24 protein-coding genes are annotated in these 25,993 nt (G+C 60.2%); 17 read left to right on the top strand and 7 right to left on the bottom strand.

Annotated features, from left to right (window positions below; all coding sequences use genetic code 11):
- Positions 1-10 precede the first annotated feature (10 nt).
- The 4 genes from gmk to GSQ82_RS01390 all read left to right on the top strand — a co-directional run bounded on the left by gmk (position 11) and on the right by GSQ82_RS01390 (position 2,967).
- A complete protein-coding gene (gene gmk, locus GSQ82_RS01375; protein ID WP_158790222.1) occupies positions 11-685 on the top strand; it encodes a guanylate kinase in 675 nt (224 codons plus the stop codon).
- A gap of 77 nt (positions 686-762) precedes the next feature.
- On the top strand, positions 763-975 hold the full coding sequence (rpoZ, locus tag GSQ82_RS01380; RefSeq protein ID WP_158790223.1) for a DNA-directed RNA polymerase subunit omega: 213 nt from the start codon (positions 763-765) through the stop codon (positions 973-975).
- A gap of 53 nt (positions 976-1,028) precedes the next feature.
- The gene (locus GSQ82_RS01385; protein ID WP_158790224.1) at positions 1,029-1,997 is read left to right on the top strand and encodes a uracil-DNA glycosylase; all 969 of its coding nucleotides are present in this window, start codon (positions 1,029-1,031) and stop codon (positions 1,995-1,997) included.
- Between the two features lie 490 nt (positions 1,998-2,487).
- On the top strand, positions 2,488-2,967 hold the full coding sequence (locus GSQ82_RS01390) for a nuclear transport factor 2 family protein (RefSeq protein ID WP_158790225.1): 480 nt from the start codon (positions 2,488-2,490) through the stop codon (positions 2,965-2,967).
- Between the two features lie 200 nt (positions 2,968-3,167).
- Here the strand turns inward: GSQ82_RS01390 and GSQ82_RS01395 are convergent, their stop codons facing one another.
- Positions 3,168-5,426 carry a protease pro-enzyme activation domain-containing protein gene (locus GSQ82_RS01395; protein ID WP_158790226.1) on the bottom strand — a complete coding sequence of 753 codons (2,259 nt, stop codon included), beginning with the start codon at positions 5,424-5,426 and terminating at the stop codon, positions 3,168-3,170.
- A 182-nt stretch (positions 5,427-5,608) separates the two neighbouring features.
- Positions 5,609-7,006 (bottom strand): CCA tRNA nucleotidyltransferase, encoded by a 1,398-nt coding sequence (locus GSQ82_RS01400; protein WP_158790227.1) that lies wholly within the window; start codon positions 7,004-7,006, stop codon positions 5,609-5,611.
- A gap of 39 nt (positions 7,007-7,045) precedes the next feature.
- Here GSQ82_RS01400 and tsaD point away from each other — a divergent pair, with 39 nt between their 5' ends.
- The 9 genes from tsaD to GSQ82_RS01445 all read left to right on the top strand — a co-directional run bounded on the left by tsaD (position 7,046) and on the right by GSQ82_RS01445 (position 17,517).
- Complete coding sequence (gene tsaD, locus GSQ82_RS01405; RefSeq protein ID WP_158790228.1) at positions 7,046-8,269, top strand: tRNA (adenosine(37)-N6)-threonylcarbamoyltransferase complex transferase subunit TsaD; 1,224 nt, start codon at positions 7,046-7,048, stop codon at positions 8,267-8,269.
- 121 nt (positions 8,270-8,390) lie between these two features.
- A complete protein-coding gene (gene cysS / locus GSQ82_RS01410; RefSeq protein ID WP_158790229.1) occupies positions 8,391-9,872 on the top strand; it encodes a cysteine--tRNA ligase in 1,482 nt (493 codons plus the stop codon).
- 4 nt (positions 9,873-9,876) lie between these two features.
- The gene (locus GSQ82_RS01415) at positions 9,877-10,608 is read left to right on the top strand and encodes a hypothetical protein (RefSeq protein WP_158790230.1); all 732 of its coding nucleotides are present in this window, start codon (positions 9,877-9,879) and stop codon (positions 10,606-10,608) included.
- A gap of 44 nt (positions 10,609-10,652) precedes the next feature.
- The gene (locus tag GSQ82_RS01420) at positions 10,653-12,269 is read left to right on the top strand and encodes a formate--tetrahydrofolate ligase (protein WP_158790231.1); all 1,617 of its coding nucleotides are present in this window, start codon (positions 10,653-10,655) and stop codon (positions 12,267-12,269) included.
- Positions 12,270-12,439: 170 nt separating this feature from the next.
- Positions 12,440-13,129: a hypothetical protein gene (locus GSQ82_RS01425; protein WP_158790232.1), complete on the top strand. Its 690-nt coding sequence runs from the start codon at positions 12,440-12,442 to the stop codon at positions 13,127-13,129.
- A 94-nt stretch (positions 13,130-13,223) separates the two neighbouring features.
- Entirely contained in the window at positions 13,224-13,649 is a 426-nt protein-coding gene (locus GSQ82_RS01430) for a DUF4440 domain-containing protein (protein ID WP_158790233.1), read from the top strand.
- A gap of 356 nt (positions 13,650-14,005) precedes the next feature.
- Positions 14,006-15,427, top strand: coding sequence for an acetyl ornithine aminotransferase family protein (locus GSQ82_RS01435; protein ID WP_158790234.1), 1,422 nt, complete (start codon positions 14,006-14,008; stop codon positions 15,425-15,427).
- A 178-nt stretch (positions 15,428-15,605) separates the two neighbouring features.
- Positions 15,606-16,796, top strand: coding sequence for a bifunctional diaminohydroxyphosphoribosylaminopyrimidine deaminase/5-amino-6-(5-phosphoribosylamino)uracil reductase RibD (ribD, locus tag GSQ82_RS01440; RefSeq protein WP_158790235.1), 1,191 nt, complete (start codon positions 15,606-15,608; stop codon positions 16,794-16,796).
- Between the two features lie 58 nt (positions 16,797-16,854).
- The gene (locus GSQ82_RS01445; RefSeq protein WP_158790236.1) at positions 16,855-17,517 is read left to right on the top strand and encodes a riboflavin synthase; all 663 of its coding nucleotides are present in this window, start codon (positions 16,855-16,857) and stop codon (positions 17,515-17,517) included.
- A gap of 237 nt (positions 17,518-17,754) precedes the next feature.
- Here the strand turns inward: GSQ82_RS01445 and rho are convergent, their stop codons facing one another.
- From rho to GSQ82_RS01460, 3 genes are all read right to left on the bottom strand, one after another.
- A complete protein-coding gene (gene rho, locus GSQ82_RS01450) occupies positions 17,755-19,005 on the bottom strand; it encodes a transcription termination factor Rho (protein WP_158790237.1) in 1,251 nt (416 codons plus the stop codon).
- 182 nt (positions 19,006-19,187) lie between these two features.
- Positions 19,188-19,409 (bottom strand): DNA-directed RNA polymerase subunit omega, encoded by a 222-nt coding sequence (locus GSQ82_RS01455; protein WP_158790238.1) that lies wholly within the window; start codon positions 19,407-19,409, stop codon positions 19,188-19,190.
- Positions 19,410-19,887: 478 nt separating this feature from the next.
- Positions 19,888-21,480 carry a YifB family Mg chelatase-like AAA ATPase gene (locus GSQ82_RS01460; RefSeq protein ID WP_158790239.1) on the bottom strand — a complete coding sequence of 531 codons (1,593 nt, stop codon included), beginning with the start codon at positions 21,478-21,480 and terminating at the stop codon, positions 19,888-19,890.
- Positions 21,481-21,771: 291 nt separating this feature from the next.
- On the opposite strand from GSQ82_RS01460, the gene GSQ82_RS01465 reads away from it, so the two are divergent.
- From GSQ82_RS01465 to GSQ82_RS24640, 4 genes are all read left to right on the top strand, one after another.
- Positions 21,772-22,173, top strand: a complete 402-nt coding sequence (locus tag GSQ82_RS01465) for an MmcQ/YjbR family DNA-binding protein (RefSeq protein WP_158790240.1) — start codon at positions 21,772-21,774, stop codon at positions 22,171-22,173.
- Positions 22,174-22,239: 66 nt separating this feature from the next.
- Positions 22,240-23,691 carry an L-serine ammonia-lyase gene (locus GSQ82_RS01470; RefSeq protein ID WP_158790413.1) on the top strand — a complete coding sequence of 484 codons (1,452 nt, stop codon included), beginning with the start codon at positions 22,240-22,242 and terminating at the stop codon, positions 23,689-23,691.
- Between the two features lie 19 nt (positions 23,692-23,710).
- Positions 23,711-24,115: an HNH endonuclease gene (locus GSQ82_RS25495; protein WP_216846981.1), complete on the top strand. Its 405-nt coding sequence runs from the start codon at positions 23,711-23,713 to the stop codon at positions 24,113-24,115.
- On the top strand, positions 24,013-24,309 hold the full coding sequence (locus GSQ82_RS24640) for a hypothetical protein (RefSeq protein ID WP_216846990.1): 297 nt from the start codon (positions 24,013-24,015) through the stop codon (positions 24,307-24,309). The genes GSQ82_RS25495 and GSQ82_RS24640 overlap by 103 nt, the downstream gene beginning before the upstream one ends.
- Before the next feature lie 87 nt (positions 24,310-24,396).
- Here the strand turns inward: GSQ82_RS24640 and GSQ82_RS01480 are convergent, their stop codons facing one another.
- Complete coding sequence (locus GSQ82_RS01480; RefSeq protein ID WP_158790241.1) at positions 24,397-25,026, bottom strand: hypothetical protein; 630 nt, start codon at positions 25,024-25,026, stop codon at positions 24,397-24,399.
- Between the two features lie 72 nt (positions 25,027-25,098).
- A complete protein-coding gene (locus tag GSQ82_RS01485) occupies positions 25,099-25,896 on the bottom strand; it encodes a class I SAM-dependent methyltransferase (RefSeq protein ID WP_254061342.1) in 798 nt (265 codons plus the stop codon).
- Positions 25,897-25,993: the final 97 nt, after the last annotated feature.

Here is a 25,993-nt window from a genome sequence, read left to right on the forward strand (position 1 = left end):
TTGGGAGCGCATGGCAGGCATACTTTTTATTATTTCGGCGCCCTCCGGGTCGGGCAAGTCGACGTTGGTGAGTCAGCTACGGACGCTGGTGGAGGGATTGGACTTCTCCATCTCGTATACGACACGGGCGCCGCGGGGTTCGGAGACGGATGGGCGCGAGTACCACTTTACGACGCGGGCGGAGTTTGAGCGGATGATTGCGGCGGGGGACTTCCTGGAGTGGGCGGAGGTCTTCGGGAACTACTACGGTACGGCGGTCTCGACGCTGGCACATGCGAAGGACGCGGGGAAGGACCTGCTGCTGGACATCGATGTGCAGGGCGCGGTGCAGGTGATGCGGAAGCTGCCGGCGGCGGTGTCGATCTTCATCCTTCCTCCGAGTCCTGAGGTGCTGGAGATGCGGTTGAGAAACAGGAGCGAGGCGGAGCAGGTAGCCTCGAAGACCGCGGTGGCGGAGACGGTGATTCAGAGCAGGCTCGCCGAGGCGCGGACCGAGTTGAAGCAGATGCAGGACTACAAGTACGCGCTGGTGAACGACGTGCTGGATCACGCTGTGGCCGAGATGCGGGCGATCGTGTTGTGCGAGCGCGGCGTGCGGGACGGTGTACAAGCCGTGGCTTCGAGTTGCAGGACCGATGCTGCTTCGCCGCGTCTGAAGGCGGCTCTGGCGACATTTATTAAATAGAGACGCGTTATCCACTGCGAATTATGTAGGGCATTTCGCTGCGCTGAGTTATAAACTCAGACTACGGGGTGAAATGCATGACGATTGAGAGTGCTTTCCACAACAAATACAGCCTGGTTAAGGGTGCGGCTCGCCGGGCTCGGCAGTTACAGTCCGGTGCATCGCCGTTGATCGTGGCCAAGTCGATGAAGGCTTGCCGCGTCGCGCAGGATGAGATCAAACAGGGCCACGTGAAGTTCGTTCTTCCGGAACGAGTGGTCGAGCCTGTGGTCGATCTTCCACTGCACTAGCACCGAAACGCAACGCGACACAGATACCGCGCCAGGCGCGATACCATAGAGCCATGGCAGGTGAAGCAGAGCAGCAGTTGCGGGCTTACGTCGAATATCTTCGACACATGGGTATCCACGACTTTTATCGTCGGGGCGAACCTGTGTTTCTCGATAGCGTAGCTGCGGTCGCTGCGGAGACGGTGCTCCCGCTGCCGGTGAAATCTGCTATCGCTGCCGTTCGGGTTGAGGCGCCGAGAGCTGTTGGGGTTTCCTCTGCGCGTGTTCCTGTTCCTGCTGCCGTTCCTGTTGCTGCTACTGTTTCTGTTCTTGCTGCGTCTGCTGCTGAGGCTGATGCTGATGCTGATAGCGTTTCGAGTCGACCTGCCTTTCTGGAGCCTCCGATTGCAAAGCTTGTGAGTTTCGATGACCTCGCTCCGCTGCCGGAGAGCAGGGTGGCTGCTCCGAAGAGAGTGGAGGCGCTGGCTGTGATCCGGACGGAGATCGGCGACTGTACGCGCTGTCCACTGGCATACGCGGGTCGGCGTTCGATCGTCTTCGGCGATGGCGATGCCAATGCGCGGCTGATGTTCGTCGGCGAGGGGCCTGGTGCGGATGAAGATACCTCGGGCGTTCCGTTTGTGGGCAAGGCGGGACAGCTTTTGAACAACATGATCCAGGCGATGGGTCTGAAGCGCGAAGAGGTGTACATCGCCAACATTGTGAAGTGCAGGCCGCCGAACAACCGGGTGCCGGAGCCGGTGGAGGCGAATACGTGTGACCAGTTCCTGCTGCAGCAGATCGATGTGGTGCAGCCGCAGGTGGTGGTGGCGCTGGGCGCGACTGCGGCGATGTATCTGCTGGGCGTGAAGCAGTCGCTGAGCGGACTGCGCGGCCGGTGGCATAGCTGCCGGGGCGCGAAGCTGGCGGTGACGTACCATCCGGCGTTCCTGTTGCGCGATCCGCGGCAGAAGGGCGAGGCCTGGAAGGATCTGCAGATGGTGATGGCGGAGCTGGGGTTGAAGGCGGCGGCTCGGGGTTAGTGTTCCTGTGTGCAGGGTACCCCCTCCCCTGGGGGTAGTCCTAGTCAAAACCCTTACTTTCAATAATTTACAAAATTAGCCTTCTCTAAATATTTCCAAATAAAGGGGTTACGGGTAAATATTTGGAAACAAAAGAGTTGCTAGCGCCGTTACGGAGCATGCAAAAAAGCCCCCGACGGTTCTCAGGGGCTTTTTTACTCTAATTCAAGTATAGAGCTTGGAGAGAAACTAGTACGCAACGCGAAACTCATTGATTAGGAATGATTTGCCCCATTCTTGGGGTTGACAACGTGGGCCAGAGACTGGCGAAAGCCAGGCGGAATAGCATGCAGACTATTGGGCCAAATGGGACGATCTTGCTGCTGTCGGTTTCTGATGTCGCGTCACGTTGACGCATATTTTCCGATATGGACGAATCATGTTGACCGATGATCTTCGCTGAGACATGATCTCTCTACCCATAACCAATCCAGAACGCGGAGAAGAACTCATGAACCGCCAGACCGGACTCGTGCTCTTTCTTTGTCTCGGAACCGCGATCTGCCACGCCCAGGAGAGCCAGAGCGGCCCTGAACGGTTGCAGATTGAAGGCGCTGAGCGTGCCGTCGGTAAGGCGATCGGCATGAGAGATTTTGCCACAGTCGAGAGGCTCTGGTCCCCGCAGATGCTCGTCAACAGCCCGGGCAATCGGGTCCTGACCCGCGAACAGGTTATCGCCGCCATTCACGAAGACAAACTGAGCTACTCCGGCTACACCAACGAGATTGAAGCCTTCCACCTCTACGGTGACATTGCTGTTCTGATGGGAAACGAGACCCTTATCCCTAATACTGGCCCCGAAGCGGGAACCAGGCTCTACCGTCGCTACACCGACATCTGGCAGCGCACGAACGGGAGTTGGGTCCAGATCGCTCGCCAAGCGACCTATACCGACGATAAGAAGATTCACTACAACAACAAAGAGAAGTAGGGCTTGATGCGCTTCTGACAGCGTTGCGATCAACCTACAGGGTCAATCTACTTTTTCTGGGATGATGCCGCGAAGGCAGATTGCTAAGAGGTATGACTGGCAAGGTCATGGTGTGGGATGGAAGGCTCAAAAGAGAGGGCAGGCATCTTTAGAGATGCCTGCCCTTTCTTTTCTACTGTTGCTCTGGTGCTGATTTGGTTTTACTGGAAGGCTTTGTTCCAGTTATTGACCAGGTTGTTTACGTTGAGAGTTCCGATACCGGTTGCGAAGTCCCATCCGGCGTTGCTGTTGTAGGCCTTCTGGTAGGCGTTGGTCTTGACCGAGAGAACGCCGTTGGTTCCGGAAGGTGTGTAGCAGTTGAAGGTGCCGAGGCAGTTGACGTCCATGTCGCCCTGGGTGATGTCGTAGAAGGTGCAGGACGCGTCGGTGCCGTTGCCGAGGGTTGAGTTGCAGGAGTTGTTGCCGCTGCCGCCAAACTCCTGGGCTGCGAGCGCGTAGTAGACGTAGTTGGGATTGCCCTGAACGGTTCCGGTGGACTGGTTGACCAGGGCCTGAATGCCGGCCACGATGGGAGAGGCGAAGGACGTTCCGCCGGCTCCGGACCAGTTGGCCGGGTCGCCGACGCAGGGTGCGCCGCCGGCGTTGGGTGTGGGATCGCTGTAGCAGAAGACGTAGTAGTGACCCCAGACTCCGTTGGCGGCGAAGAGAGAGACGTCGGGCAGATCGCGAACCTTATCGGTCGGATTGCCAAAGGCTCCGGTCTGGTAGTTGGGTTTGGGATAGCCCTTGCAGGTTCCGCTGACGGCAGGTGTGCCATCGAGCGGCGAGGTGTTGCCGTAGGCGCAGCCGCTGGGGCCTCCGCTTCCGCTGGCGGTGGTGAGGAAGAACGCCTCGCCCTCGGCGGAGTTGCAGAAGCCGTTGGCTCCGAAGGGAACGTTAAAGCCGACGGTGTTGGTGATGAGGGTGCTGGCGCAGGAGTCGTTCCAGGGGATCTCGGGAATGTAGGACTTGGCTGAGCCGAAGGTGGCGTTGTCGTTCTTCTTCCAGTACTGGCTGTTGGTCCCGGCGTAGGTGTCGCCGAAGTCGGTACCGCCGACGGCTACGTTATAGGGGGTGGAGGCAAAGCCGCTGACGGCGATGCCGAACTGCGCGGTGGGCTGGTCTGCATCGCAGCTTGCGGCACCCTCATCTCCGCTGGAGACGAAGACCGAGACGCCTTCGGAGGCTGCCTGTTCGTAGGCGAAGTTGAAGGAGGCGTTGCCCGCGGCACCGAGTCCGGCTTCGCACTCGCCGTAGCTGATGCTGATGATGGGCGGAGGAAGCGGCTTGTCGATCAGCGCCTGGAAGGCTATGAGGCCGCCGAAGGTGGTTTCGGTGTTGGCGCAGGAGGCCAGGACGATGTCTGCGTTGGGTGCGGCGGCGCTGGCGTACTCGGCGTCGAGGATCGCTTCTCCGTCGTCTCCGTTGACGCCGGGATTTTTGCAGCTGCTACCGGGATGGGTCTGCGTAAACGTGGCCTTGGTGTACTTCGAAAGGCCGAAGGTGTCGCGGAAGACGGCCCAATCTTTGAGCGAGTAGACGTTGGTGTCTTCGATGACGACGATGGTCTGATTTTTGCCGGTGATGTTGTTCTTGTAGACAGGGTTGAAGTTGTAGATGGTGTGGAGGTCGTCGGGAACAACGAGCTGCTCGTCGGCGCTGACGGTGAGGTCAGGGCTGGCGGCGGCAGCGGCTTTGGCTACGGCTGTTCTTGCGACGACGGCTTTGGAAGCCGAGTCGATGCGGGCGGAGCTGATGCCCTTATTGGCTGGGCGGGGGCGGAAGTTGTTGAGGGAGGTGATGCCGGTGACGACGCCGGCGAGGGCTGCGGGGATCTGGGGATCCTGCATGTTCGCGAGGTGGGTTTCGCCACGGACGCTGAGGTTATGGAGGTTGGCGTGGAAGGCGGTGTTGACCTGGGCGGCGGTGCCGGAGAAGTCGATGCTGATGCCGCTGGCGGAGACGCCGTTGACCTGGAATCCGTTGCTCTCGAGCCACTTGGTGACGGCGGCGATGTCAGAGGGGTTGGGGCCGTACTTTTCGCCCAGCTCGGTAGCGGTGAGCCAGTGATGGAACGAGGAGCTGCCGGGGCGGTAGAGGTCTTCGATCGCGGAGGTCAGTGCGGCTTGGCGGTCGGCGGGACGCTTGAGCTGGAGGAGCATGTGGTCGAGCTGGAGATCGTCGCTGACCTTGCCGCGGTCGTTGGCGGCGGTGGCTTCGTGACGCGTGTTGCCGGAGAGCGTGACCATCTTTGACTGGTTGATGGGTGCGGTGACGAGGACCTGTGCGGCAGAGGAAGTTTGGGCGGGGGCGAGCGGCGCGAAGGCGAGCATTGGCGCTGCGAGACAGAGACAGTAAGTCACTGTGCGGGGCAGGTGGAAGTGGTTCACGTAAGCCTCCAGAGATGGAATGTTTCTCACGATCTGCTGAGTGTCGAGAGAACGGCGTACTTATACAACTTCAGTTGTAGTGCTGGTGGAGGAATAGTAGAGGGTAAGGCGTGTCCCGTCAAATAACAAATATTGACGCGGATCAGGAGGGGAGTTGCCTTCGGCTGGGCATGCAAGTACTTGCAGGGTGTGTTTTTAGGATGAGGACTAACTCAGGGGGTTGGTTCGCCGAATCTTTGGCGGACCATCTCTATGCCTTCTTCCGTGGTTGTTGCTGTGCCTTCGAGCTGTGCGTCTTCGGCGGCTTCAAGCATGGCCTTGAAAGTTGGACCGGGAGGATATCCGGCGGCGATGAGGTCGCGGCCGGTGACCAGAAGCTTTGGGGCGATCGTCTCCGGTGGCGCGGTCTCGTAGTGCTGCTTTGCGAACTCGTAGAGGCGCAGATCGCCGTGCGCGGAGGTGCAGTCCATCCAGTGAAGGGCGAGGTGCTCGGGGAACTTCGGAAGGCGCAGGAATCGCTTCAGCGTGGACTCGCGCATCTGCAGGATGTCGCCGAAGCGCATGTGGATTTTGACCAGCGCGACGATCTGCTCTGTGTCTTCGTTTGAAAAGCGCAGACGAGCAAGAATCTCTTCGGCCATACGGACGCCTACTTCCACGTGGCCGTCGAAGCGGATGCGGTCGCCGGGTTTGTTTGGATCGGGCGGGCGAAAAGTTGCCGGCTTGCCGATGTCGTGCAGCAGTGCGCCCCACGCCAGCGTCGACGGCGCGCCTGGTTGCAGCTTTTCGAGCAGAAGCATGGTGTGGACCCAGACGTCGCCCTCGGGATGGTACTGCGGAGGCTGCGCAACGCCGTGCATCTTTACTGCCTCCGGCAAGACGTGCGCCAACAGGCCGGTGGTGTCGAGGAGTTCGAAGGCGCGTCGCGCATGGCCCTCGGTCAGCATCAGAGTCAGCTCGTCGCGAATGCGTTCGTTGCTTACCTGTTCGATCTCCGCTGCTGCGGCTCGCATGGCGGAGATGGTGCGTGGCTCGATTTCAAGCCCGAGATGTGCTGCAAATCGTACTCCGCGGAGCATGCGCAGCTTGTCTTCGGCGAAACGCAGTGCCGGATCGCCGATGGCGCGGAGTACTTTTGCTGCGAGATCTTCGCGGCCGCCCACGTAGTCGAGCGTTGCTGCTGCGGCGTTGTCGGTCTGGTGAAACACCACCGGGTCGAGCAGCATTCCGTTGATGGTGAAGTCGCGGCGTAAGACGTCTTCTCTTGAGTCGGTTGAGAAGCGCACCGCGTCCGGCCTTCGTCCGTCGGTGTATGCGCCGTCGTGGCGGAAAGTCGCAACCTCTGTGGCGATCTCGGCGTCATCGCCCTCAGGTGTGCAGACCAGCACCACACCGAAGTGTGCGCCCACGGAGTAGGTCTTCGCGAAGATGTCCATGACTACGTCCGGCGTCGCGCTGGTCGCTACGTCGAAGTCCTTCGGCCCCACTCCAAGCAGCAGGTCGCGTACGCATCCGCCCGCGAAGTAGGCCTGATGGCCAGCGGATCGCAGCGCGAGGACGATCTCTTGCGCTGCAGCGTACTTCGGGTTGTCGTTCCAGCGGTCTGCCATCTCTGTCCCTGTGCCACGCCTCTTCTCTATGATAGAGAGATGCGTGAAAACCTCCACATCGATCACAGGAGCGGGTCCAGCGGCAAACCTGTTGGTGGCCTGATACTCGGCATCGAAAGCTCCTGCGATGAGACCGCGGCAGCCGTGGTTCGCGCTGGAGGCGAGGCGCTCTCGAACGTTGTGGCTTCGCAGATGTCGCTGCATGCGAACTACGGCGGCGTCGTACCTGAACTGGCTTCGCGCGAACACCTTCGCAACATCGTCCCTGTCGTTCGAGAGGCGATGGCACGAGCCGGGGTAAGTTTCGCGGAGCTCGACGCTGTCGCGGTCACTGAAGGTCCGGGGCTCGCGGGTGCGCTTCTGGTCGGCATCACCTATGCGAAGGCTCTTAGTTTCGGGCTTGATAAGCCGCTGATTGCAGTCAACCATCTTGAAGGGCATATTCATGCCGTACTGATGGAGGCTCGCCAGCGTGCGGAAGCGCCGATGGAGCTTCCGCTGCTCGCGCTTGTCGTCTCCGGCGGCCACACTCATCTTTATCTTGCAACACATCAGCAGGGAAGTGCCGAGAGCTGGACCTACCGCAACGTCGGTCGTACCGTGGACGACGCCGCTGGCGAGGCCTACGACAAGGTTGCGAAGCTGCTTGGACTTGGCTATCCCGGTGGCCCGTGGATCGACGCGCTTGCACCGCTTGGAAACCCTCGCGCCGTGCAGTTTACCTTCGGCCAGATCAAGACCCGCGCACCACGCGAGGGCATCACCAATAAAAAAGCTCCCGCGCCCAGCGAAGGGCCGCACTTCGACTTCTCCTTCAGCGGCATCAAGACCGCCGTTTTGCGCTACGTCGAGACGCATCACCTGCGCGAGAGTATCGAGGCTCGCCGTGCTGTCCTCGCAGCCGACGCGACCATCACGCCGAAGAATGCGCAGGGTCTATGCGACCAGCAGACGCTCGATCTGATCGCGTCGTTCCAGTACGCCGTCGTCGGCAACCTGATGCGTCAGACCTTCGCTGCAGCCGAGGCGTTCGGTGCACGCAGCATCGTCGTCTCCGGTGGCGTGGCCGCAAACTCGGAGCTTCGCCGCCGTCTTCAGGCTGAGGGCGACCGCCGCGGCCTTCCTATCGCCTTTCCTTCGCTTGCGCTCTCTACCGACAACGCCGCTATGATCGCCGCCGCCGCGTGGCCGAAGTTTCTGGCACGAAACTTTGCCCCAGACAGCCTCGGAGCCACGCCTCAGCTCCGGCTCGGCCAGCAGTGATTCCCACCGCAGGCGCCTCCCACGCGAAGATGCCCATATATCAGCTAGAATCATCAAGGAATCCCAAGCGAGAGCAGTCTGCACCGCGCCACGCGCCCGGCTGCGGCGGAAGATAGAATACGTGGCAACGATTGAACTCTTCAACACTTTGGGCGGCAGGATCGAAGCCCTCGTCCCCGTCGATCAAAAGGCGCTGCGCATGTATTGCTGCGGCCCAACCGTCTACGACTATGGTCACATCGGCAACTTCCGCACGTTCCTGCACGTCGATGTGCTGCGCCGTGTGATTCGTCAGCAGGGCATCGCGGTCGAACATGTGATGAACATTACGGACGTGGACGACAAGATCATCCGCAACGCCGGGGCTGCTGGCGTCCCCATCGCACAATATACGGAGAAGTTCGAACGCGCCTTCTTCGAGGATCTGGATGCGCTTGCCATCGAGCGTCCCGAGTACATCTCCCATGCCACGGCGTGCATTCCCGACATGGTGGACCTGATTCAGAGGCTCGCCGCGAAGGACATCGCCTACCAGACCGAGGATGGGTCGTGGTACTTCCGCATCGCGCGTTTTCCGGAGTACGGCAAGCTCTCGAAGAAAGACTTCGACGGCATTGAGGACGGCGCTCGCGTCGATGTGGATGAGTACGAGAAAGATGCGGCACGCGACTTCGCGCTGTGGAAGGCGGTCAAGCCCGGCGAGCAGTCGTGGGAGACGTCGCTGGGCACAGGCCGTCCGGGCTGGCACATCGAATGCTCCGCGATGGCGACGAAGTTTCTCGGCGAGAACATCGACCTTCATGCGGGCGGCGAAGATCTTATGTTTCCGCATCACGAGAACGAGATCGCACAGTCGGAGTCCGCGACCGGTCATACGTTTGTTCGCCACTGGATGCACGTCCGTTTTCTGCTGGTCGAAGGCAAGAAGATGTCGAAGTCCGAGGGCAACTTCTACACGCTCCGCGACCTGCTGCTGAAGGGACACCGCGCCTCGGCCATTCGTTTCCTGCTGATCTCCGTGCCCTACCGGCACCAGATGAACTTCACCTTTGACAGCCTCATCGAATCGACCAATGCGATCGACCGTCTGCGCACCTTTCATCAGCGCATGTTGAAGGGCGGTTTTCCGCACGGCTGCGACGAGGTACTCTCGCAGCTCACCGGCGAAGCGCGGACCGCGTACACCATCGCGCTTGCGAATGACCTGAACACAGCTGAGGCACGTGCTGCCATCTTCGATCTCGTCCGCGCCGCGAACTCCGCTGCCGATGCGGGCACGCTGCGCTCGGAGAATGCGACGGAGATTCTCGGCGTCCTCTCGCTCTTTGATGAGGTCTTCGCTGTACTCGAAGACAAAGACGCCGCCATCACACGCGCTGCGCTGACGTGGGCCGAGGCTGAAGGACGCATCGACGAGGCCGCACCCGAGCTGGTAGCCACGCTCTCGTTCTCCGACGCCGACATCGACGCACTCGTTGCTGAACGCACCCAGGCGAAGAAGACACGCAACTTTGCTCGCGCCGACGCCATTCGCAACGACCTTCTCGCCAAAGGCATCCTAATGGAAGACTCCAAAGATGGCGTGCGCTGGAAACGCAAATAAATAGATGATCTTCTCCTTCATGCACCGAATCGCCGCCGCTTCCATACTCGCGGCAGTGTCTCTTGTGGCGGCTGCACAGACACCGGCTCCCAACACGACAGCGTGGGAGAGCGACACGCTCAATCTGCGCCTCTTCTATCCCTCCGATCTTGTTAAATCCGACGCGGCTCAGGTGATGCACGATGGCCACCTCACTCTGTCCGGCATCTCCGGAACCGCCGACCCGCAGGTCGCAGACGCTACTCATTGTCTGCGGCCCATACTTTTGCTGGAGCACCCGGCGTCGAGCACGCCTGACACGGCCAAGCCGCAACCTACCCCGGATGGCGGCCTCACGGAGACGGCCACAGCTGCAGCCTCCGCGACCGTGCTGCTTGCTGAACTCGACCTCGACTGCCTTACGCCCGAGCAGCAGATGAAGGCGACGAATCTGCTCTCCGAGATGGCCGAGACAGTGAACAAAGTTCCAGGCATGAAGTCCATCGCGCAGCCGTCCACGTACACCATCGGCTGGCAGAAGGTTCACATGGCCGCCGCGCAGGGTGTGCCTTCGGGCGCTGCCGCGCAACTTTATACCATGGGCATCTCGACCAACTGGAACAGCCATCTGCTGGTCTGGTACTTCTCTTCGAACAACATCGACGCGCTCAACCGCATCACCAAGACGACGGTGCGATTTGGCCGCGCCCAGGCTGAACCGCTCTATCCCGTAGCTATCGGCACAACGGCCCGCTGATTCGTTCGACCAATTCCATCTCGCAATAATTTTTTAGAGGTTCCGTGACTAAAGATCTCCTTCCTATCGAAGCCATCGTCGCAAAGCTTAACCTGCCCGAGAAGTACGTCGAACGCCTTGGGCTTTACGGCGCAAAGATCAAACTCGATCTGCTCGAAGACGCCGCACTCCCGGTTCGCGGGAAGCTGATTCTCGTCACGGCGACGACGCCCACCGTCTCGGGCGAGGGCAAGACCGTCACCTCCATCGGCCTCGTGCAGGGGCTGGAGAAGATCGGCAAGAAGGCGATCATCACCTCGCGTGAACCGTCACTCGGCCCGGTCTTCGGCATGAAGGGCGGAGCGGCAGGTGGTGGACGTTCGCAGGTCGAGCCGGCGGAGAAGATCAACCTGCACTTTCACGGCGACTTCCACGCCATCACCTCGGCGCACAACCTTCTGGCTGCGCTTATCGACTCGCATCTCTTCCACGGCAACCCGCTCGATCTCGATCCCGATGCGATCACATGGCCGCGCGCGCTCGACATGAACGACCGTGCCCTGCGTCATGTCATCGTCAGTGCGGGCGGCAAGCGTGACGGCGCCAATCGCCACACCGGCTTTCTCATCACGGCTGCCAGCGAGATCATGGCGATCATGACGCTGGCCGACAGCAGGGAAGACCTTCGCGCGCGTCTGGGCCGTATCGTCATCGGCCAGAACCGCTCCGGCAAGCCTGTCTTTGCGCGCGACCTGAACGCCACCGGACCGATGATGGCGCTATTGAACGAAGCCATCCTGCCCAATCTCGTCCAGACCACCGAAGGCACACCCGCGTTCGTCCACTGCGGCCCTTTCGCCAATATCGCTCACGGCACCAGCTCCGTATTGTCGCAGCACATGGGTCTGCGACTGGCTGACTACGTCGTCAACGAGACAGGATTCGCCTCCGACCTCGGCTTCGAAAAGTATCTCGACATCGTGATGCCAAGCTCCGGCATCAAGCCTGCTGCCGCCGTGCTGGTCACCACCGTGCAGTCGGTGCGCAATCAGGGTGCGGGCGATCTCGAAGCGGGGTTTGAGAATCTGAAAAAACACATCGGCATCGTACGCGGCTTCAACCTTCCCGCGATCGTGGCGATCAACCGCTTTCCCAACGACACTGACGAAGAGTTGAAGTTCCTCGAGACCTACTGCGAGGCACAGGGCGCGGCGTTCGCGCTGTCGGAGGCCTTCGCCAAGGGTGGAGAAGGCGCAACCGCACTCGCCGAGAAGGTCGTCAGCGTCATCGCTGCAAATCCAAACGTCGCTCCGACGAGTAGCTACGAGAGCAGCGCATCTCCGCTGGAGAAGATCACTGCGGTAGCGCAGAAGGTCTACGGTGCGGCTGCGGTCGAACTCACGCCGCAGGCCGAAGAGAAGCTTGCACGCTTCACCGAGTGGGGTTACGGAGCGCTTCCGGTCTGCATCGCGAAGACGCAGTACTCGCTTACCGACGATCCGAAACAGATGGGTGCGCCTACGGGCTGGACGCTGCACATCTCTGACATTGTCCTCTCTGCTGGCGCGGGTTTTCTCGTCGTCATCTCCGGCTCCATGATGCTGATGCCGGGGCTTCCCAAGACCTCTCGTGCGATGAGCATCGACGTCGATGCAGCGGGCGAGATCACCGGCATGTCGTAGCTTTCGGCGTCGAAGTGACAGCAGAGATCGCATTGCACGAGGGCGCAGAAACGACCTTTCGAATGACGAGAAAAGTGGCGTCCAGGATTCATTTTTTTCTCTTATTTTTTTCGTGTGTAAGGCGCCTTACACGCGTCTCCCAACCCTGCTCCCGGTGCTACGATATTTGCATGATGCTTCGTTCTACGGCATTTTCCCTTGCTCTCCTCGTCTGCGTTTCGGTCTGCGTTTTGGCTCAGTCTCAAAGCTCCGCTCCGGCCAATCCGAATATGCCCAGGAGCTTCCACGACCCTTCTCTGAACGTGACGTACTTCTACCCTGGACGCTTCGTTCCTGATACCGCGAGCACAAGCACCTCGGCGGATGCGTCGGCCGCGCCGAAGTGTGCGCAGTCCACGCTCTTCGCCAGTTCCGTCACGCCAGTTGATACTTCGTCTTTCGTGCTTTCGACGATCGACAACACCTGCCCCAATATTCTGCGCGGCGCCATCACGCTTGGCCCCTTCATTCGCGAGCAGATCCTCCGCCAGCTTAAGCAGTTCGGCGAGCCGACGGTCACGCAGGAGCCTACGAACTACGCCATCAACGGCCACCCTGCGGCCATCGTCCTTGCCTCCGTTCCCATGACCGAATCTGCGGGCAAGATTCCTCGCATCACGTACGCCGCCAAGGTGTGCATGCTCGGCAACATTCCCGTCAAGCCGCGCAAGCGATCCGATCCCGTCGAGCCCACGCGCCACGTCCTCTGCTTCGACTTCACCACGCTGCACAGCGACATGCTCAACCTGATGTTCGGCTTCACGATGCAGTTCGACAACGATTCTCCGCAGGCTATGGTTCCTGGCAGCGTGATTCGCTAGCGCCGTTGGTTCGCACCGACGCTCGCGGGGTAGTTCGTGCAATGAAGTTTGATGCCTTTTCATCTGCATCTCTATTCTGACGTAGCCTGTTCTGATGGAGCCATTTTTAACGACAGGCCCCGCGCTCGCCGTCGTCCTCGAAGAACTGACGCAGCGCGAGCCAATCTTTCATCGTCCGAAGTTCGGCAGATCGCGAACCGACTTTGAGAATATGATGCACTCCGACTTCTGGGAGATCGGAGTTTCGGGCAAGCGGTACAGCCGCGAGTATGTTCTCTCCGAACTCGAGAAACGCTTCCCGCACAACGCCGACAGCGCAGAGGGCTCCGACGGCAAAGAAGACGACATTTGGGAGACCAGTGACTTTCACTGCCGCCAGCTCGCTCCCGACATCTATCTTCTGACCTACACGTTGCTGCAGGACCACATCCGCAAGACCCGTCGCACCACGCTCTGGCAACGCAGCGATGCTGGCTGGAAGATCCTCTTCCATCAGGGAACCGTCGTTCAGGAGCCGTAGCTAGGGATAGCTTTATGCACTCTTAATGCGATCTGTGGTAAGCTGGGCGGCACAGGCACACGGCGCATGAAACTCCTTTTCTCCATCGACGCAGCCCGGACACAACGAGGCAATATCTCGGAGTGCCGGTCCAAGCGGCACCAGATGCCGCGTCGACACCTGCGCGTCCTGCCCAGCCTTACGCGACCTAGTCTCTTCGCCGGCGACTAACGCACACCAGCCGGCGAAGTCCCGCCCTCAGAGCACCGTTCCTGCATCTCGCAGATTTGCCGCTGTTCCTCCCTGAAACCAACGGGAGACAGCCTGGCACGAACGGATAGACTCAACGTACCGCTGCCCAGAAGGAGAAGACTCGCATGACCACACTTACTGAAAATCAGATCGAACGCAAGGCTGAGAGTGCTTACACCTCGACCCAGGCATACAGCCAGTACGGCCCCAAGCTGAAGACCGCGCTTCCCGGGCCGCTCGCCCAGAAGATCGTCGCAGAAGACGACCGCCTCATCTCCCCCAGCTACACCCGCAGCTACCCCATGGTGGCCAAGTCCGGTCGCGGCATCCGCGTTACCGACGTTGACGGCAATGAGTTCCTCGACTTCGCCGCCGGCATCGCCGTCAACTCCACCGGCCACTGCCACCCTGAAGTGGTGAAGGCGATTCAGGATCAGGCTGCCGAACTCATCCACATGTCCGGCACCGACTTCTACTACGAGCACATGACCGCGCTGGCCGATCGTCTCTCCGCCATCGCGCCCATGCCCGGACCGCACAAGTTCTACTACGGCAACTCCGGCGCCGAGGCGGTGGAGTGCGCCATGAAGCTCGCGCGCTACCACACCGGCCGCCAGAACATCATCAGCTTCTTCGGCGCCTTCCACGGCCGCACCATGGGCGCGCTCTCGCTCACCGGCTCCAAGCCACAGCAGAAGCGCCGCTTCGCCCCACTGGTTCCCGGCGTTCACCACATCCGTTATCCGTATGCGTATCGCGGCACCACCGGCGGTCCCGATGAGCAGGAGGCCTTCGCCTTCGACTGCGCACGCTACATCGAAGAGCGGCTCTTCAAGACCATCCTGCCGGCGGAAGAGGTCGCCGCGATCATCCTCGAACCGATCCAGGGCGAGGGCGGCTACGTGGTCGCGCCTGATAACTTCCTCCGCGAGATCCGCAGCATCTGCGACCGCCACGGCATCCTCCTCATCGCCGATGAGGTGCAGTCCGGAGCAGGCCGAACCGGCAAGTGGTGGGCGATCGAGCACTCCGGCGTGCAGCCCGATATCGTCACCATCGCGAAGGGCATTGCGTCCGGCATGCCGCTCGGCATCTGCATGGCCAAGGCCGAGATCATGGACTGGGTTCCTGGCTCGCATGCCAGCACATTCGGCGGCAATCCCATCTGCATCGCAGCCGCACTTGCGACGCTGGACATCATCGAGCGCGAAGGCCTGCAGAACGCCTCTACCGTAGGCGAGAAGATGCTAAGCCGCCTGCGTCCCTGGGTGGCTAAGCACGCGACTGTCGGCGATGTGCGCGGACGCGGCCTCATGATCGGCGTCGAGATTGTCAAAGACAAGCAATCCCGCAAGCCCGTAGGCCCGATGCGCGACAGGATCGTCGATCTGGCATTCGAGCGCGGCCTGCTTATACTTGGCTGCGGCGAGACCACACTGCGTCTCTGTCCGCCGCTCATCCTCAATCAGTCTGAGGCCGATGTCGCGCTCGACATCCTCGAAGAGTGCATCGCCGTGGCTGCCAGCGAGAGCAGTTCAGCCGCCTAACAAGACACTTCGTCCTTCATTCAAACTTCATCACTCCAAACGGACTTCGACTCATCTTGTCGAAGTCCGTTTTTTTCTTGCGCAATTTCTCTTGCTGAGTGCGAGCGAGGCTTATCCGAATCCGGCAGGAGCGATGCACCGCGCGCAACTCTCATCGGCAAGCTATCCTTTTAGAAGCATGCCTTCCGCCGCACAACACGAACTCTTCATGCAGCGCGCTCTTAAGCTCGCCGCCGAGACCACAGCCCTCACCTCGCCGAATCCGAAGGTAGGCTGCGTTCTGGTTCGCTCCAGCGCGGCGACGGACGTTCCCAAAGTCATCGGCGAAGGCGCACACCTCTACGACAACTTCGACCACGCCGAGATCGTAGCCCTCAAGCAAGCCGCCCAGCGCGGCCTCTCGCCCAAAGGCGCCACCGCCTACGTCACGCTGGAGCCGTGCAGCCACCACGGCCGCACCGGCCCCTGCGCCGACGCGCTCATCGCCGTCGGAATCGCACGCTGCGTCGTCGCAACGCAGGATCCCAATCCGCAGGTCAGCGGGCAGGGAATCGCCCGACTCCGTGCCGCCGGTATCGAAGTCACCGTCGGCGTCCTCGAGCAAAGAGCACGCGATCTCAACGAAGCCTTCGCCCACTTCATCCAGCATCGAACGCCCTTCGTCACGCTCAAGGCCGCGATCTCAGTAGACGGCAAACTGGCGCCACCGCCAGCCTCCCGCTTTCCCAACCAGCCACACTGGCTCACCGGACCCGCAGCCCGCTACGAGGTCCAGCTCCTCCGCCACGCCTCTGACGCCGTCCTCACCGGCATCGGCACCGTGCTCGCGGACAACCCCCAGCTCACCGACCGCAGCGGCGTCTTCGGACCAAATAATCTCCCACGCCGCCGCCCGCTTCTGCGCGTCATCCTGGACACCCACCTCCGCATCCCGCTCAGCTCGCAACTCGTCCGCTCCGCTGCGAACGATCTCCTCATCCTCTGCGCAAAGACCGCGCTGAGCGCCAAACGAACTGCACTGGAAGAACAGGGCGCCGAGATCGCCATCCTTCCCGACCACGCAGGACGCCTCAGCCTTCCGGCCGTCCTCACCACGCTCGGCGAGCGCAACATCCTCAGCCTCCTGCTGGAGTGCGGCTCGCACCTCAACGGTAGCTTCATCCGCCAGAACCTCGTCGACAAGGCCATCCTCCTCGTCGCCGAGACCGAGCTTGGCGAGCAGGCCATTCCGTTTGCTGAGGGCATCGCCTCACCCTACCTCTTCGAGCAATCCCTCCGCCGCGTCACACACGTCAGCTACGGCCCCGACGCAGGCATCACCGGCTACCTTCACGACCCATGGCAATCAACCTCAGCGCCTAAACCCTAAGTTTTTTTCAAACACCGTACCTCTGTCGTCGAACCCTCAAGCCTTGTAACCTATAAGTATGTTCACCGGACTGATCGAGACCACCGGCACTCTCCTCGCCATCACCCCCACCGCAGGCGCGACCCGCATCACCATAGCGTCGCCCACGCTCACTGCTCGCCTCAACACCGGCGACAGCATCGCGGTCAACGGCGTCTGCCTCACCGCGCTCAGCATCGAGCCCAACGCCTTTCCCCCGCGCTTCTCCGCCGACCTCGCCGCCGAGACCATCGCCCGCACCACCCTCATACATCTTCGCCCGGACTCCGTCGTCAACCTCGAACTCCCCACCCCCGCCGGGTCACCTCTTGGCGGTCACGTCGTTCAGGGCCACGTGGACGGCACCGCAACGCTGCTATCGCTCACGGCCATCACGCCCGACCAGACCGAGACCGACTGGCGCCTCCGCATCCAACTGCCCGAGACCCTCACCCGCTACGTCGTCCCCCAGGGCTCGATCACCATCGAAGGCATCAGCCTCACCGTCGCCTCCATCCAGGGCGGCATCGTCGAAGTAGCGATCATCCCACACACCTACGCTGCCACCAGCCTCCACACTCTCACTCCGGGTAGTCTGCTCAACATCGAGGTCGACGTCCTGAGCAAGTACGCCGAGCGTCAGCAGAGCTCGCCCGCAGGATTCACTCTCACCGAGCAGTACCTCATCGCCAACGGCTACTAGGACGCCCTGCGCGGACGGCGGTCACTTCGTGACTTATATACCCCTTCGGGTGCTGCTCCCGTTGGTCGCCTGATAAATCTTTCCGCCGACCATCGGGAGGCCCATGCGAAGCGGCATACACCCCACGAAGTGGGCGCTCTCCGCGTAGGAGGCCCGTCCGGCAGGACGTGTTTGCTTTGCGCAAAAACAAAAGAGCGCAGCCACAAAGGGCTGCGCTCTTTCGCATATACGGCTCGACTAGATCGAGCTCATGTTGTGCAGGAACTCCTGATTGTTCCGAGTCTTCGCCAGCTTATCGGTCAGCAGCTCCATCGCCTCTACCGGCGAAAGCGGATTCAGCACCTTGCGCAGAATCCAGGTCCGCTGCAGGTCTTCCTTCGGAATCAGCAGCTCTTCCTTACGCGTACCGGAGCGCTGGATATCGATCGCCGGGAACACGCGCTTATCGACCAGCTTGCGATCCAGGATCACTTCCATGTTGCCCGTACCCTTGAACTCTTCGAAGATGACCTCGTCCATGCGCGAGCCCGTATCGACGAGCGCCGTCGCAATAATCGTCAGCGAACCGCCCTCTTCGATGTTGCGTGCCGCACCGAAGAACCGCTTTGGCCTCTGCAGCGCATTCGAGTCCACACCGCCTGAGAGCACCTTGCCCGAAGGCGGCACAATCGTGTTGTACGCACGCGCCAGACGCGTAATCGAGTCCAGCAGAATCACCACATCGCGCTTATGCTCGACCAGGCGCTTGGCCTTCTCGATCACCATCTCGGCGACCTGTACGTGGCGCGCTGCCGGCTCGTCGAAGGTAGAGGAGATCACCTCGCCTTTGACGCTGCGCTGCATGTCGGTAACTTCTTCCGGCCGCTCGTCGATCAACAGAACGATCAGCACAACCTCAGGGTGATTCGACGTAATGCTGTTCGCAATCGACTGCAGCAGCATCGTCTTACCCGTCCGAGGAGGAGCGACGATCAGACCACGCTGTCCCTTGCCCACCGGCGTCAGCAGATCCATCACGCGGCCCGAGATATGCTCCCGCACCGTCTCCATCTTGATCCGTTCCTGCGCGTACAGCGGCGTCAGGTTATCGAACAGAATCTTGTTCCGCGTCTCTTCCGGCGACTCGAAGTTGATCGCCTCGATCTTCACCAGCGCGAAGTACTTCTCACCCTCATGCGGCGGCCGCACATTGCCGCTGATGGTGTCGCCTGTCTTCAGGTCAAACTTGCGGATCTGTGAGGGCGAGACGTAGATATCGTCCGGTCCGGGAAGGTAGTTGTAGTCAGGCGAGCGCAGAAAGCCATAGCCGTCGGGCAGGATCTCGAGCACGCCCTCCGCGAAGATGTGTCCTTCCTTCTCGCTCTGCGCCTGAAGGATCTTGAAGATGAGGTCTTGTTTGCGAAGTCCGCTGGTTCCAGCGATGTCAAGGCCGCGCGCGAGCTTGCCCAGCTCCGCAATATTGTGTTCTTTCAATTCAGAAATAGTCATGTTTTACCTGGGATTTTTAACTTTTAGGGGGGATTGTTTGGAACGGAGGCGGGATCTGCTTGACTCTGCTTGTAGAAGAGGGGTCGTGCGGAAGGCCAGAATTTAGAGAACTTTGAAGGCAGAAGGGGTAGTGCGGATAAAGGTTAGTTTTCGTGGAAGATCGGAGGTGAAACTGCCGCGCATTAAGCTGCGCGGCGTTCGCGTAATTGTACCTTTTCGACGACTGCTTCGGAAGACTCATCCATAGGAATCGTGTCCTTGAAGCGGTCGAGAACCTCATTGGTCGTGTCCTGGAGCCTCGTGTTCGGCTTGTGCAGCTTACGGGTCGCCTTGGAAGCCAGTTGGCAGAGCTCGTAGCGGTTGTTCACGTGCGTGAGAGCTCCAAAAATAAGATCCGAGCGCATAGTTTTCTCCCTTTCATTTCTGAGGCGTAAGCGTCTAGTTGGCGCTCACTCGCCTACATGTACACAGTTATGGCAGCCGAAATCGGGAAACTCAGCCGTGTTTCAACCACACTCTTTAGACGCGGACAATCCCGTAGGGGACTCATCATCCATCAACTCTATTCAAATAAACAACGTTAGCTTTCGGCAGACAGAACAATCTCATCTGGCAAGCCAGTGTCGCACCTCAAACTGTCTCTCCGTATGGTTCAGCGCTCGCCGCGCCCCAGGCTTGAAACAGAGGCAAACCAGAAACTCTGGCTCGCCGGAAATTTTCATCGCATCCTGCCCCGTTAGCTTTAATTGCAGCTCGGAATCAATTGCGACAGTCTGGAAAATAAACTGTATGGAAGCTCAGGTCAATACTTTTTTTGGGAACCTGTTAATAAAAGTATTCCAAAAATAGAATTATAGCCTAAATTCGACACGAAAAATCCCATTAAGACCAGTAACTGCGGTCCAACGTCCGGTACTGAATCGCCTCCGCGATATGCTTCACCGCCACATCCTGCTCCCCGCCCAGATCCGCTATCGTCCTTGCTACCTTGAGGATACGGTCATGTGCCCTGGCACTCAACCCCTGTTGCTGCATCGCACGCTCCAGCAGCCGCTCCGCGTCCGACGACAGCTCGCAGAACGTCCGTATCTGCTGAGTGTTCATCTGGGAATTTGCGAAGATTGGACGCGAAACGGCCTTCGCGGAGCCCTTCGTCCTCTCCGCAGCCTGCCCAAACCGCTCATGCTGCCGTTCCCTCGCCGCCAGCACGCGCTCCCGTATCTGCGCCGACCCCTCCGCCGCCGCCCCGCCACGCAACTCCTTATATTGAACCGCAGGAACCTCAATATGGATGTCGATGCGGTCGAGCAGCGGCCCCGAAACCTTGGAGACGTACCGCTGAATCATCGGCGGCGTACACATGCACTCCCGCGACTTGTCGTTGAAGTAGCCGCACGGACACGGATTCATCGCCGCCGCCAGCATAAACCGCGCCGGAAAACTCAGGCTCATCGCCGCCCGCGCAATCGTCACATGTCCATCCTCCAGCGGCTGCCGCAGCACCTCCAGCACATTCCGCGGAAACTCCGGCAACTCGTCCAGAAACAGCAGCCCATTGTGCGCCAGCGAGACCTCGCCCGGACGCGGCATCATCCCGCCGCCAATTAATCCTGCGTCGGAGATCGTATGGTGAGGCGAGCGAAACGGACGATGCGCCACCAGCCCCTGCTCCGCATCCAGCACGCCCGCCACCGAATGAATCTTCGTCGTCTCCAGCGCCTCTTCAAACCGCAGTGGTGCAAGGATCGAAGGCAACCGCTTGGCCAGCATCGTCTTGCCCGAACCCGGCGGCCCGATCATCAGAATATTGTGCCCACCCGCCGCCGCAACCTCCAGCGCGCGCTTGGCCACCTGCTGCCCGCGAACGTCCTTGAAGTCGAACGGAAAGTGCTGCATCTCGTTCAGCAGACTGTTCGTCTCCACCTTCAGCGGAGTCACCGTAATCCCGCCCATCGCCGCGGAGTTCAACAGCTCCCGAACCTCCAGCAGCGACTTCACCGGATAGACATTCACTCCCTCGACCACCGCCGCCTCGCGTGCATTGCTCGCCGGAATAATCAGGTTCGGAATCCCCTTCGCCCGCGCCGCCACCGCAATCGGCAACATCCCCTGAACTGCGCGCAGGCTGCCGTCCAGCCCCAGCTCGCCCACCAGCAGATAGTCCGTCAGGTCTTTGATATGCAGTGCGCCGTATGCGCCCAGGATTCCAATCGCAATCGGCAGATCGAAGCCGGAGCCTTCTTTTTTCAGATCCGCCGGAGCCAGATTGATGGTGATCCGTGTCGTCGGAATCTCAAAGCCGGAGTTCTTGATCGCCGACCGCACCCGGTCGCGGCTCTCGCGAACCGCCGCGTCCGGCAGTCCCACCGTGCTGAACTGTTCTTTGTCTAATTTGATGCCGGAGAAGTCGACTTCAACATCGATGATGTGGGCGTCAATCCCATACACAGCAGCGCTACGAGCTTTAAAAAGCATTATCTAGGCCTGATTCATCCCTGAGGCAGTGGAGTTCCGCGAGTATAGCATTTGGCGCATCTATAGATGATCATGTCCTGCCGGACGGGCCGCTTGCTCAGCGGGAGGTCACTTCGTGACATGCATACCTTGTCGGGGCGCCCCAGGCGGTGAAGGACCTCCCGCTGGTCGGAAATAAGATGATGATCCCGACCAACGGGAGGACCCAACCGATCATCCCATTAAGACAAGTTAAAGAGGCGTGCGAACGCCCGCCCTCCGCGCAGGAGGCCCGTCCGGCAGGACATCATCATGCCCAAACCCACTCAACAAATCGTCCTCTTCCGCAAACTCGCCCTCAGCCTTGAAGGAGCCGTCGAGAGCGCACACATAGACCATCCCGACTTCCGTCTCAACAACCAAATCTTCGCCACGCTCTACGGTCAGGAGAAGGGCTGCGGAGTCCTCAAGCTCACGCCCGAGCAGCAACAGTCCTTCCTCGCGGAACAACCACAGGTCTTCTCTCCCGTCGCTGGAGGCTGGGGTCGCAACGGCATGACCTACATTCATCTCGACCAAGCCGACGAGGCCGTCATCGCCGGAGCACTTACCACCGCCCATCACAACCTGCAGCAGAAGCAAGCCCAGAAGAGATCCCCAAACAAGAAGTCCCCAGCCAAATCAACCCCAAGCAAATCGAAGAAGACCAAGTAGAGAAATAGCTCCGCCTTGCACCAAATCACCGTGCTCTCATCTCCAGCGCCTACAATAAAACTCAACGTGAACACCAGCCTCTTCGAACTCTTCAAAATCGGCATCGGCCCCTCCAGCTCCCACACCGTCGGCCCCATGCGCGCCGCCCTCCGCTTCACCGGCATCCTCGAATCCACCGGCCTGCTCCCACGCACGGCAGCGGTCAACGTCGATCTCTACGGATCGCTCGCCCTCACCGGCATCGGCCACGGAACCGACCGCGCCATCCTCCTCGGCCTCCTCGGCGAAGCCCCCGACAAAGTCGATCCCGCAACCGTCGAATCCAAGATCGCAAACCTCCGCTCCACCGGCACCCTCGCGCTCAACGGCACCCACACTATCCCCTTCACCGAACCCGCCAACCTCCGCTTCCGCTGCGACCAGATGTACCCCGACCCCGCCGTCATCTCCCACCCCAACGGCATGCGCTTCATCGCCCTCGACGCCTCGGGAGCACTTCTAGCCGAAGCGATCTTCTACTCCATCGGCGGCGGCTTCATCGTCTCCGAGGCCGAGCGCACCGCCGAATCCCTCACCAGCGCACGCACCGTCCCCTATCCCTTCCGCAGCGCCGCCGACCTCCTCACCACCGCGAAGCAGCACAACCTCACCATCGCCAATCTTCTGCTCGCCAACGAGGTCGCCCTCCTTAATGATCCGAACATCTCCATCGCGCGTCCCGCAGAAGCCTCATCGCAGCCAAGCCAATCCGCCGAGCAGACGATCCGCACCAGCATCCTCACCCTCTGGCACACCATGCAGCGCTGCACCGAACGCGGCATCGCCACCGAAGGCATCCTCGCAGGAGGCCTCAACGTCCGTCGCCGCGCCCATCGTCTCGCCGAACGCCTAAACACCATCGGCTCCAAAGATCCGCTCGCGCCCATCGACTGGGTCACCGTCTACGCCATGGCCGTCAACGAAGAGAACGCTGCCGGCGGCCGCGTCGTCACCGCGCCCACCAACGGAGCCGCCGGCGTCATCCCCGCCATCGGCCACTACTACACGCGCTTCATCGAAGGCACACGCGAAGAGAAGGAAGACGGCCTCATCCGCTACTTCCTCACCGCCGCCGCCATCGGCATCCTCTATAAAGAGAACGCCAGCATCTCCGGAGCCGAGGTCGGATGCCAAGGAGAAGTCGGCGTCGCCTGCAGCATGGCCGCCGGAGGTCTCGTCGCCGCACTCAACGGCACCAACGCCCAGGTCGAACACGCCGCCGAGATCGCCATGGAGCACAACCTCGGTATGACCTGCGACCCCATCGGCGGCCTCGTTCAGATCCCCTGTATCGAACGCAACGGCATGGGCGCCGTCAAAGCCATCAATGCCTGCCGCATGGCCATGCACGAGACTGGCGATCACAAACTCTCTCTCGACCAGGTCATCGCCACCATGTACCAGACCGGCCTCGACATGCAATCCCGCTACAAAGAAACCTCGCTCGCCGGCCTGGCCCTCAACATCATCGAGTGCTGAACTTGGAGATATAAAGCTCATGCAAGTTACGAAGAGCGCTAAGCGTGTCCGTCTCTGTCAACTCCCCACTCCCGGCAATATTGCAGGACGATCCTCTAGCATCACAAACGCGTTTTTCAATTCCATTATTCCTATTGATAAGCCCTCAGAAGCTGAGGAGCTCGAAGCTCTAGCGATTCTAAAGATAGAGCCGAATGACATTCGTTGTGCGTATTGTGGCGATAAGGCTACAGAATGGGATCATCTTCGTGCCATTATCCAAGACCAAGAGCCCACCGGGTACATTACAGAAATAGCAAATCTAGTACCGGCTTGCGGCAAATGCAATCAGTCAAAGGGAAATCACATTGGCGCAAATGGATGGAAAGCAGTGCTCGTTTGTCTCCCAAGACTCGTGGCATTTCTGACCTCAAAGAGCGCGTAGCGCGCCTCACAACCTACGAAAATTGGCGTAAACCGAGGAAAATCTCTTTTGTAGAAGTAGTTGATGCTGATACGTGGGAGCAACATAAAGTGAACTGGCGAGCCGTTCTCGAACTTCTGGAACGAAGCCAAATTCTCGCGAAAGAGATTCGGCAAATTGTTGCGAAAGCTAAGTCACTCGATGCAATCGAGTGATTCAAGATTTCACGGCCTCTGCTTCGAGAAATCGGTAAGAAACCTCTCTCGCCGGTTTCGCCCTCAACATCATCGAGTGCTGACCCGCTAAGGCAACGCCACCGTCTCCTTCGGCGTAACGTTAATTGTCGTTCCCGTCGCGTTCGGCACAAAGTGCATCGTGACCACCGACCGCTTCCCACACGCACGCACCGTCCACTTCTCATCCCACGGCACCTTCGTATTATCGCTTGGCTCGCCGTTCGGCAGCGATGTCTCCAGAACATCCACCGCACAGTTATCCGCAGCGCCCGCGCCCACACCCGCATACTGCACCGCGTCATGCTGCAGCACCGCGCCCGCCGCCGACTGCCCGGGAAACAGCGCATACACCGCAGTCTTCCCATCCTTGATCGTCACCGACGCCACATACGACCGCTTCTCTCCACACGCAACTCCATCGGTCGTCTCCTTCCAGTGCGCGTTCACGATATCGCCGTTCGCATTCGTCTGAATCGATCCATACACCTTCGCCTGACTCGTATTCATGTTGATATCGATCTTCGCGCAGTGCGTCGAGAGCCGGCTCTCGTAGTCCTGATACACCCCGAGAACAGCCTGCCGATAAGAGTCGCTGCTGCGGATCGTATCGAATGCTCTGGGCGGGTCCTGTTGCTGCGCCACAACCGGAATGCAAAGCGTCGTCACAATCAAAGTCAATTCACAAAAACGCATCATCACTCTCCAGGCCGAGCCACAGCCGCCGATCACAATCTGTTGAACAGTTATCTTCCCGAACGGAAACCTCACCTAGCGGAATCTGCCGCAAGCCACCCGGCAGACCGTCCTCATCACCACCACGTCATCCGTCTGCCACTTCGAAAAGAAGTCCCGCAGCGCCGACTGCATACCCTCATACTTCGCATGCCCTTGCGCAGGCGTCACTGACAGCGACTGCGTCTGTCCCAGCAACTCTTCCAGCGTCAGCCTCTGCTCGCCGTAGATCTCCTCGCGGAACAACTCGCCGCCCGCAAAGAACGCATCCACCTTCGGAGCCATCTCACTCCGCTCCCGGTTCGCCGGATAGTCCGTGCCATGCTCCTGCAACACAGCTTCATATGCCACCGATATCGGCGACTCATCCCTCACGCGGCTATTGCTCGCCAGCACCACCCATCCACCGGGCCGCAGAATCCGTCGAAACTCCTTCGCCGCCTTCTCATGATCGAACCAGTGAAACGCACGCCCCACCGCAACGAAATCCGCCGAAGCGTCAGCGAGCGCGGTCCTCTCCGCCGTACCCTTCTTCACCGTCAGCCCAGGCCACAACGACGCCAGTCGTTCGCATCCGGCACGCATGTCATCGTTCGGCTCCACCGCGACCACAGCATTCCCATGCTCCAGAAACAGCTCCGCCAATATCCCCGTACCTGCGCCCACATCCACCACTTGGTGCTCTCGCTGCAGGCCGCATCGGCCCACCAGAATCTCGATCACCTTCGCCGGATAGCGCAGCCGATACCGCTCATAGTCCTCCACCCTGCCCGTGAACCGCTCCGTATGTTCACCCACGACAGCATCTTCGCTCATGCGCACCTCGTCACTCATGCCTAAGCCTTCGCTCATATAAAAGTTGGATGCACTTCGACCCTCGCGCGAAGTGCATTTCTCGAAGCTCATCCGTCTCTGTCGTCAGTTCATTCCC

Origin of the sequence: Granulicella sp. L60 (genome assembly GCF_009765825.1) — a bacterium.
In the GTDB taxonomy this organism is placed as follows: Bacteria; Acidobacteriota; Terriglobia; order Terriglobales; family Acidobacteriaceae; genus Edaphobacter.

Coding starts and splice junctions, on each gene's coding strand:
- gmk (WP_158790222.1), top strand. CDS start 11: ATGGCAGGCATACTTTTTATTATTTCGGCGCCCTCCGGGTCGGGCAAG.
- rpoZ (WP_158790223.1), top strand. CDS start 763: ATGACGATTGAGAGTGCTTTCCACAACAAATACAGCCTGGTTAAGGGT.
- GSQ82_RS01385 (WP_158790224.1), top strand. CDS start 1,029: ATGGCAGGTGAAGCAGAGCAGCAGTTGCGGGCTTACGTCGAATATCTT.
- GSQ82_RS01390 (WP_158790225.1), top strand. CDS start 2,488: ATGAACCGCCAGACCGGACTCGTGCTCTTTCTTTGTCTCGGAACCGCG.
- GSQ82_RS01400 (WP_158790227.1), bottom strand. CDS start 7,006: ATGGCAGACCGCTGGAACGACAACCCGAAGTACGCTGCAGCGCAAGAG.
- tsaD (WP_158790228.1), top strand. CDS start 7,046: ATGCGTGAAAACCTCCACATCGATCACAGGAGCGGGTCCAGCGGCAAA.
- GSQ82_RS01415 (WP_158790230.1), top strand. CDS start 9,877: ATGATCTTCTCCTTCATGCACCGAATCGCCGCCGCTTCCATACTCGCG.
- GSQ82_RS01425 (WP_158790232.1), top strand. CDS start 12,440: ATGATGCTTCGTTCTACGGCATTTTCCCTTGCTCTCCTCGTCTGCGTT.
- GSQ82_RS01430 (WP_158790233.1), top strand. CDS start 13,224: ATGGAGCCATTTTTAACGACAGGCCCCGCGCTCGCCGTCGTCCTCGAA.
- GSQ82_RS01435 (WP_158790234.1), top strand. CDS start 14,006: ATGACCACACTTACTGAAAATCAGATCGAACGCAAGGCTGAGAGTGCT.
- ribD (WP_158790235.1), top strand. CDS start 15,606: ATGCCTTCCGCCGCACAACACGAACTCTTCATGCAGCGCGCTCTTAAG.
- GSQ82_RS01445 (WP_158790236.1), top strand. CDS start 16,855: ATGTTCACCGGACTGATCGAGACCACCGGCACTCTCCTCGCCATCACC.
- rho (WP_158790237.1), bottom strand. CDS start 19,005: ATGACTATTTCTGAATTGAAAGAACACAATATTGCGGAGCTGGGCAAG.
- GSQ82_RS01455 (WP_158790238.1), bottom strand. CDS start 19,409: ATGCGCTCGGATCTTATTTTTGGAGCTCTCACGCACGTGAACAACCGC.
- GSQ82_RS01460 (WP_158790239.1), bottom strand. CDS start 21,480: ATGCTTTTTAAAGCTCGTAGCGCTGCTGTGTATGGGATTGACGCCCAC.
- GSQ82_RS01465 (WP_158790240.1), top strand. CDS start 21,772: ATGCCCAAACCCACTCAACAAATCGTCCTCTTCCGCAAACTCGCCCTC.
- GSQ82_RS25495 (WP_216846981.1), top strand. CDS start 23,711: ATGCAAGTTACGAAGAGCGCTAAGCGTGTCCGTCTCTGTCAACTCCCC.
- GSQ82_RS24640 (WP_216846990.1), top strand. CDS start 24,013: ATGCAATCAGTCAAAGGGAAATCACATTGGCGCAAATGGATGGAAAGC.
- GSQ82_RS01480 (WP_158790241.1), bottom strand. CDS start 25,026: ATGATGCGTTTTTGTGAATTGACTTTGATTGTGACGACGCTTTGCATT.
- GSQ82_RS01485 (WP_254061342.1), bottom strand. CDS start 25,896: ATGAGTGACGAGGTGCGCATGAGCGAAGATGCTGTCGTGGGTGAACAT.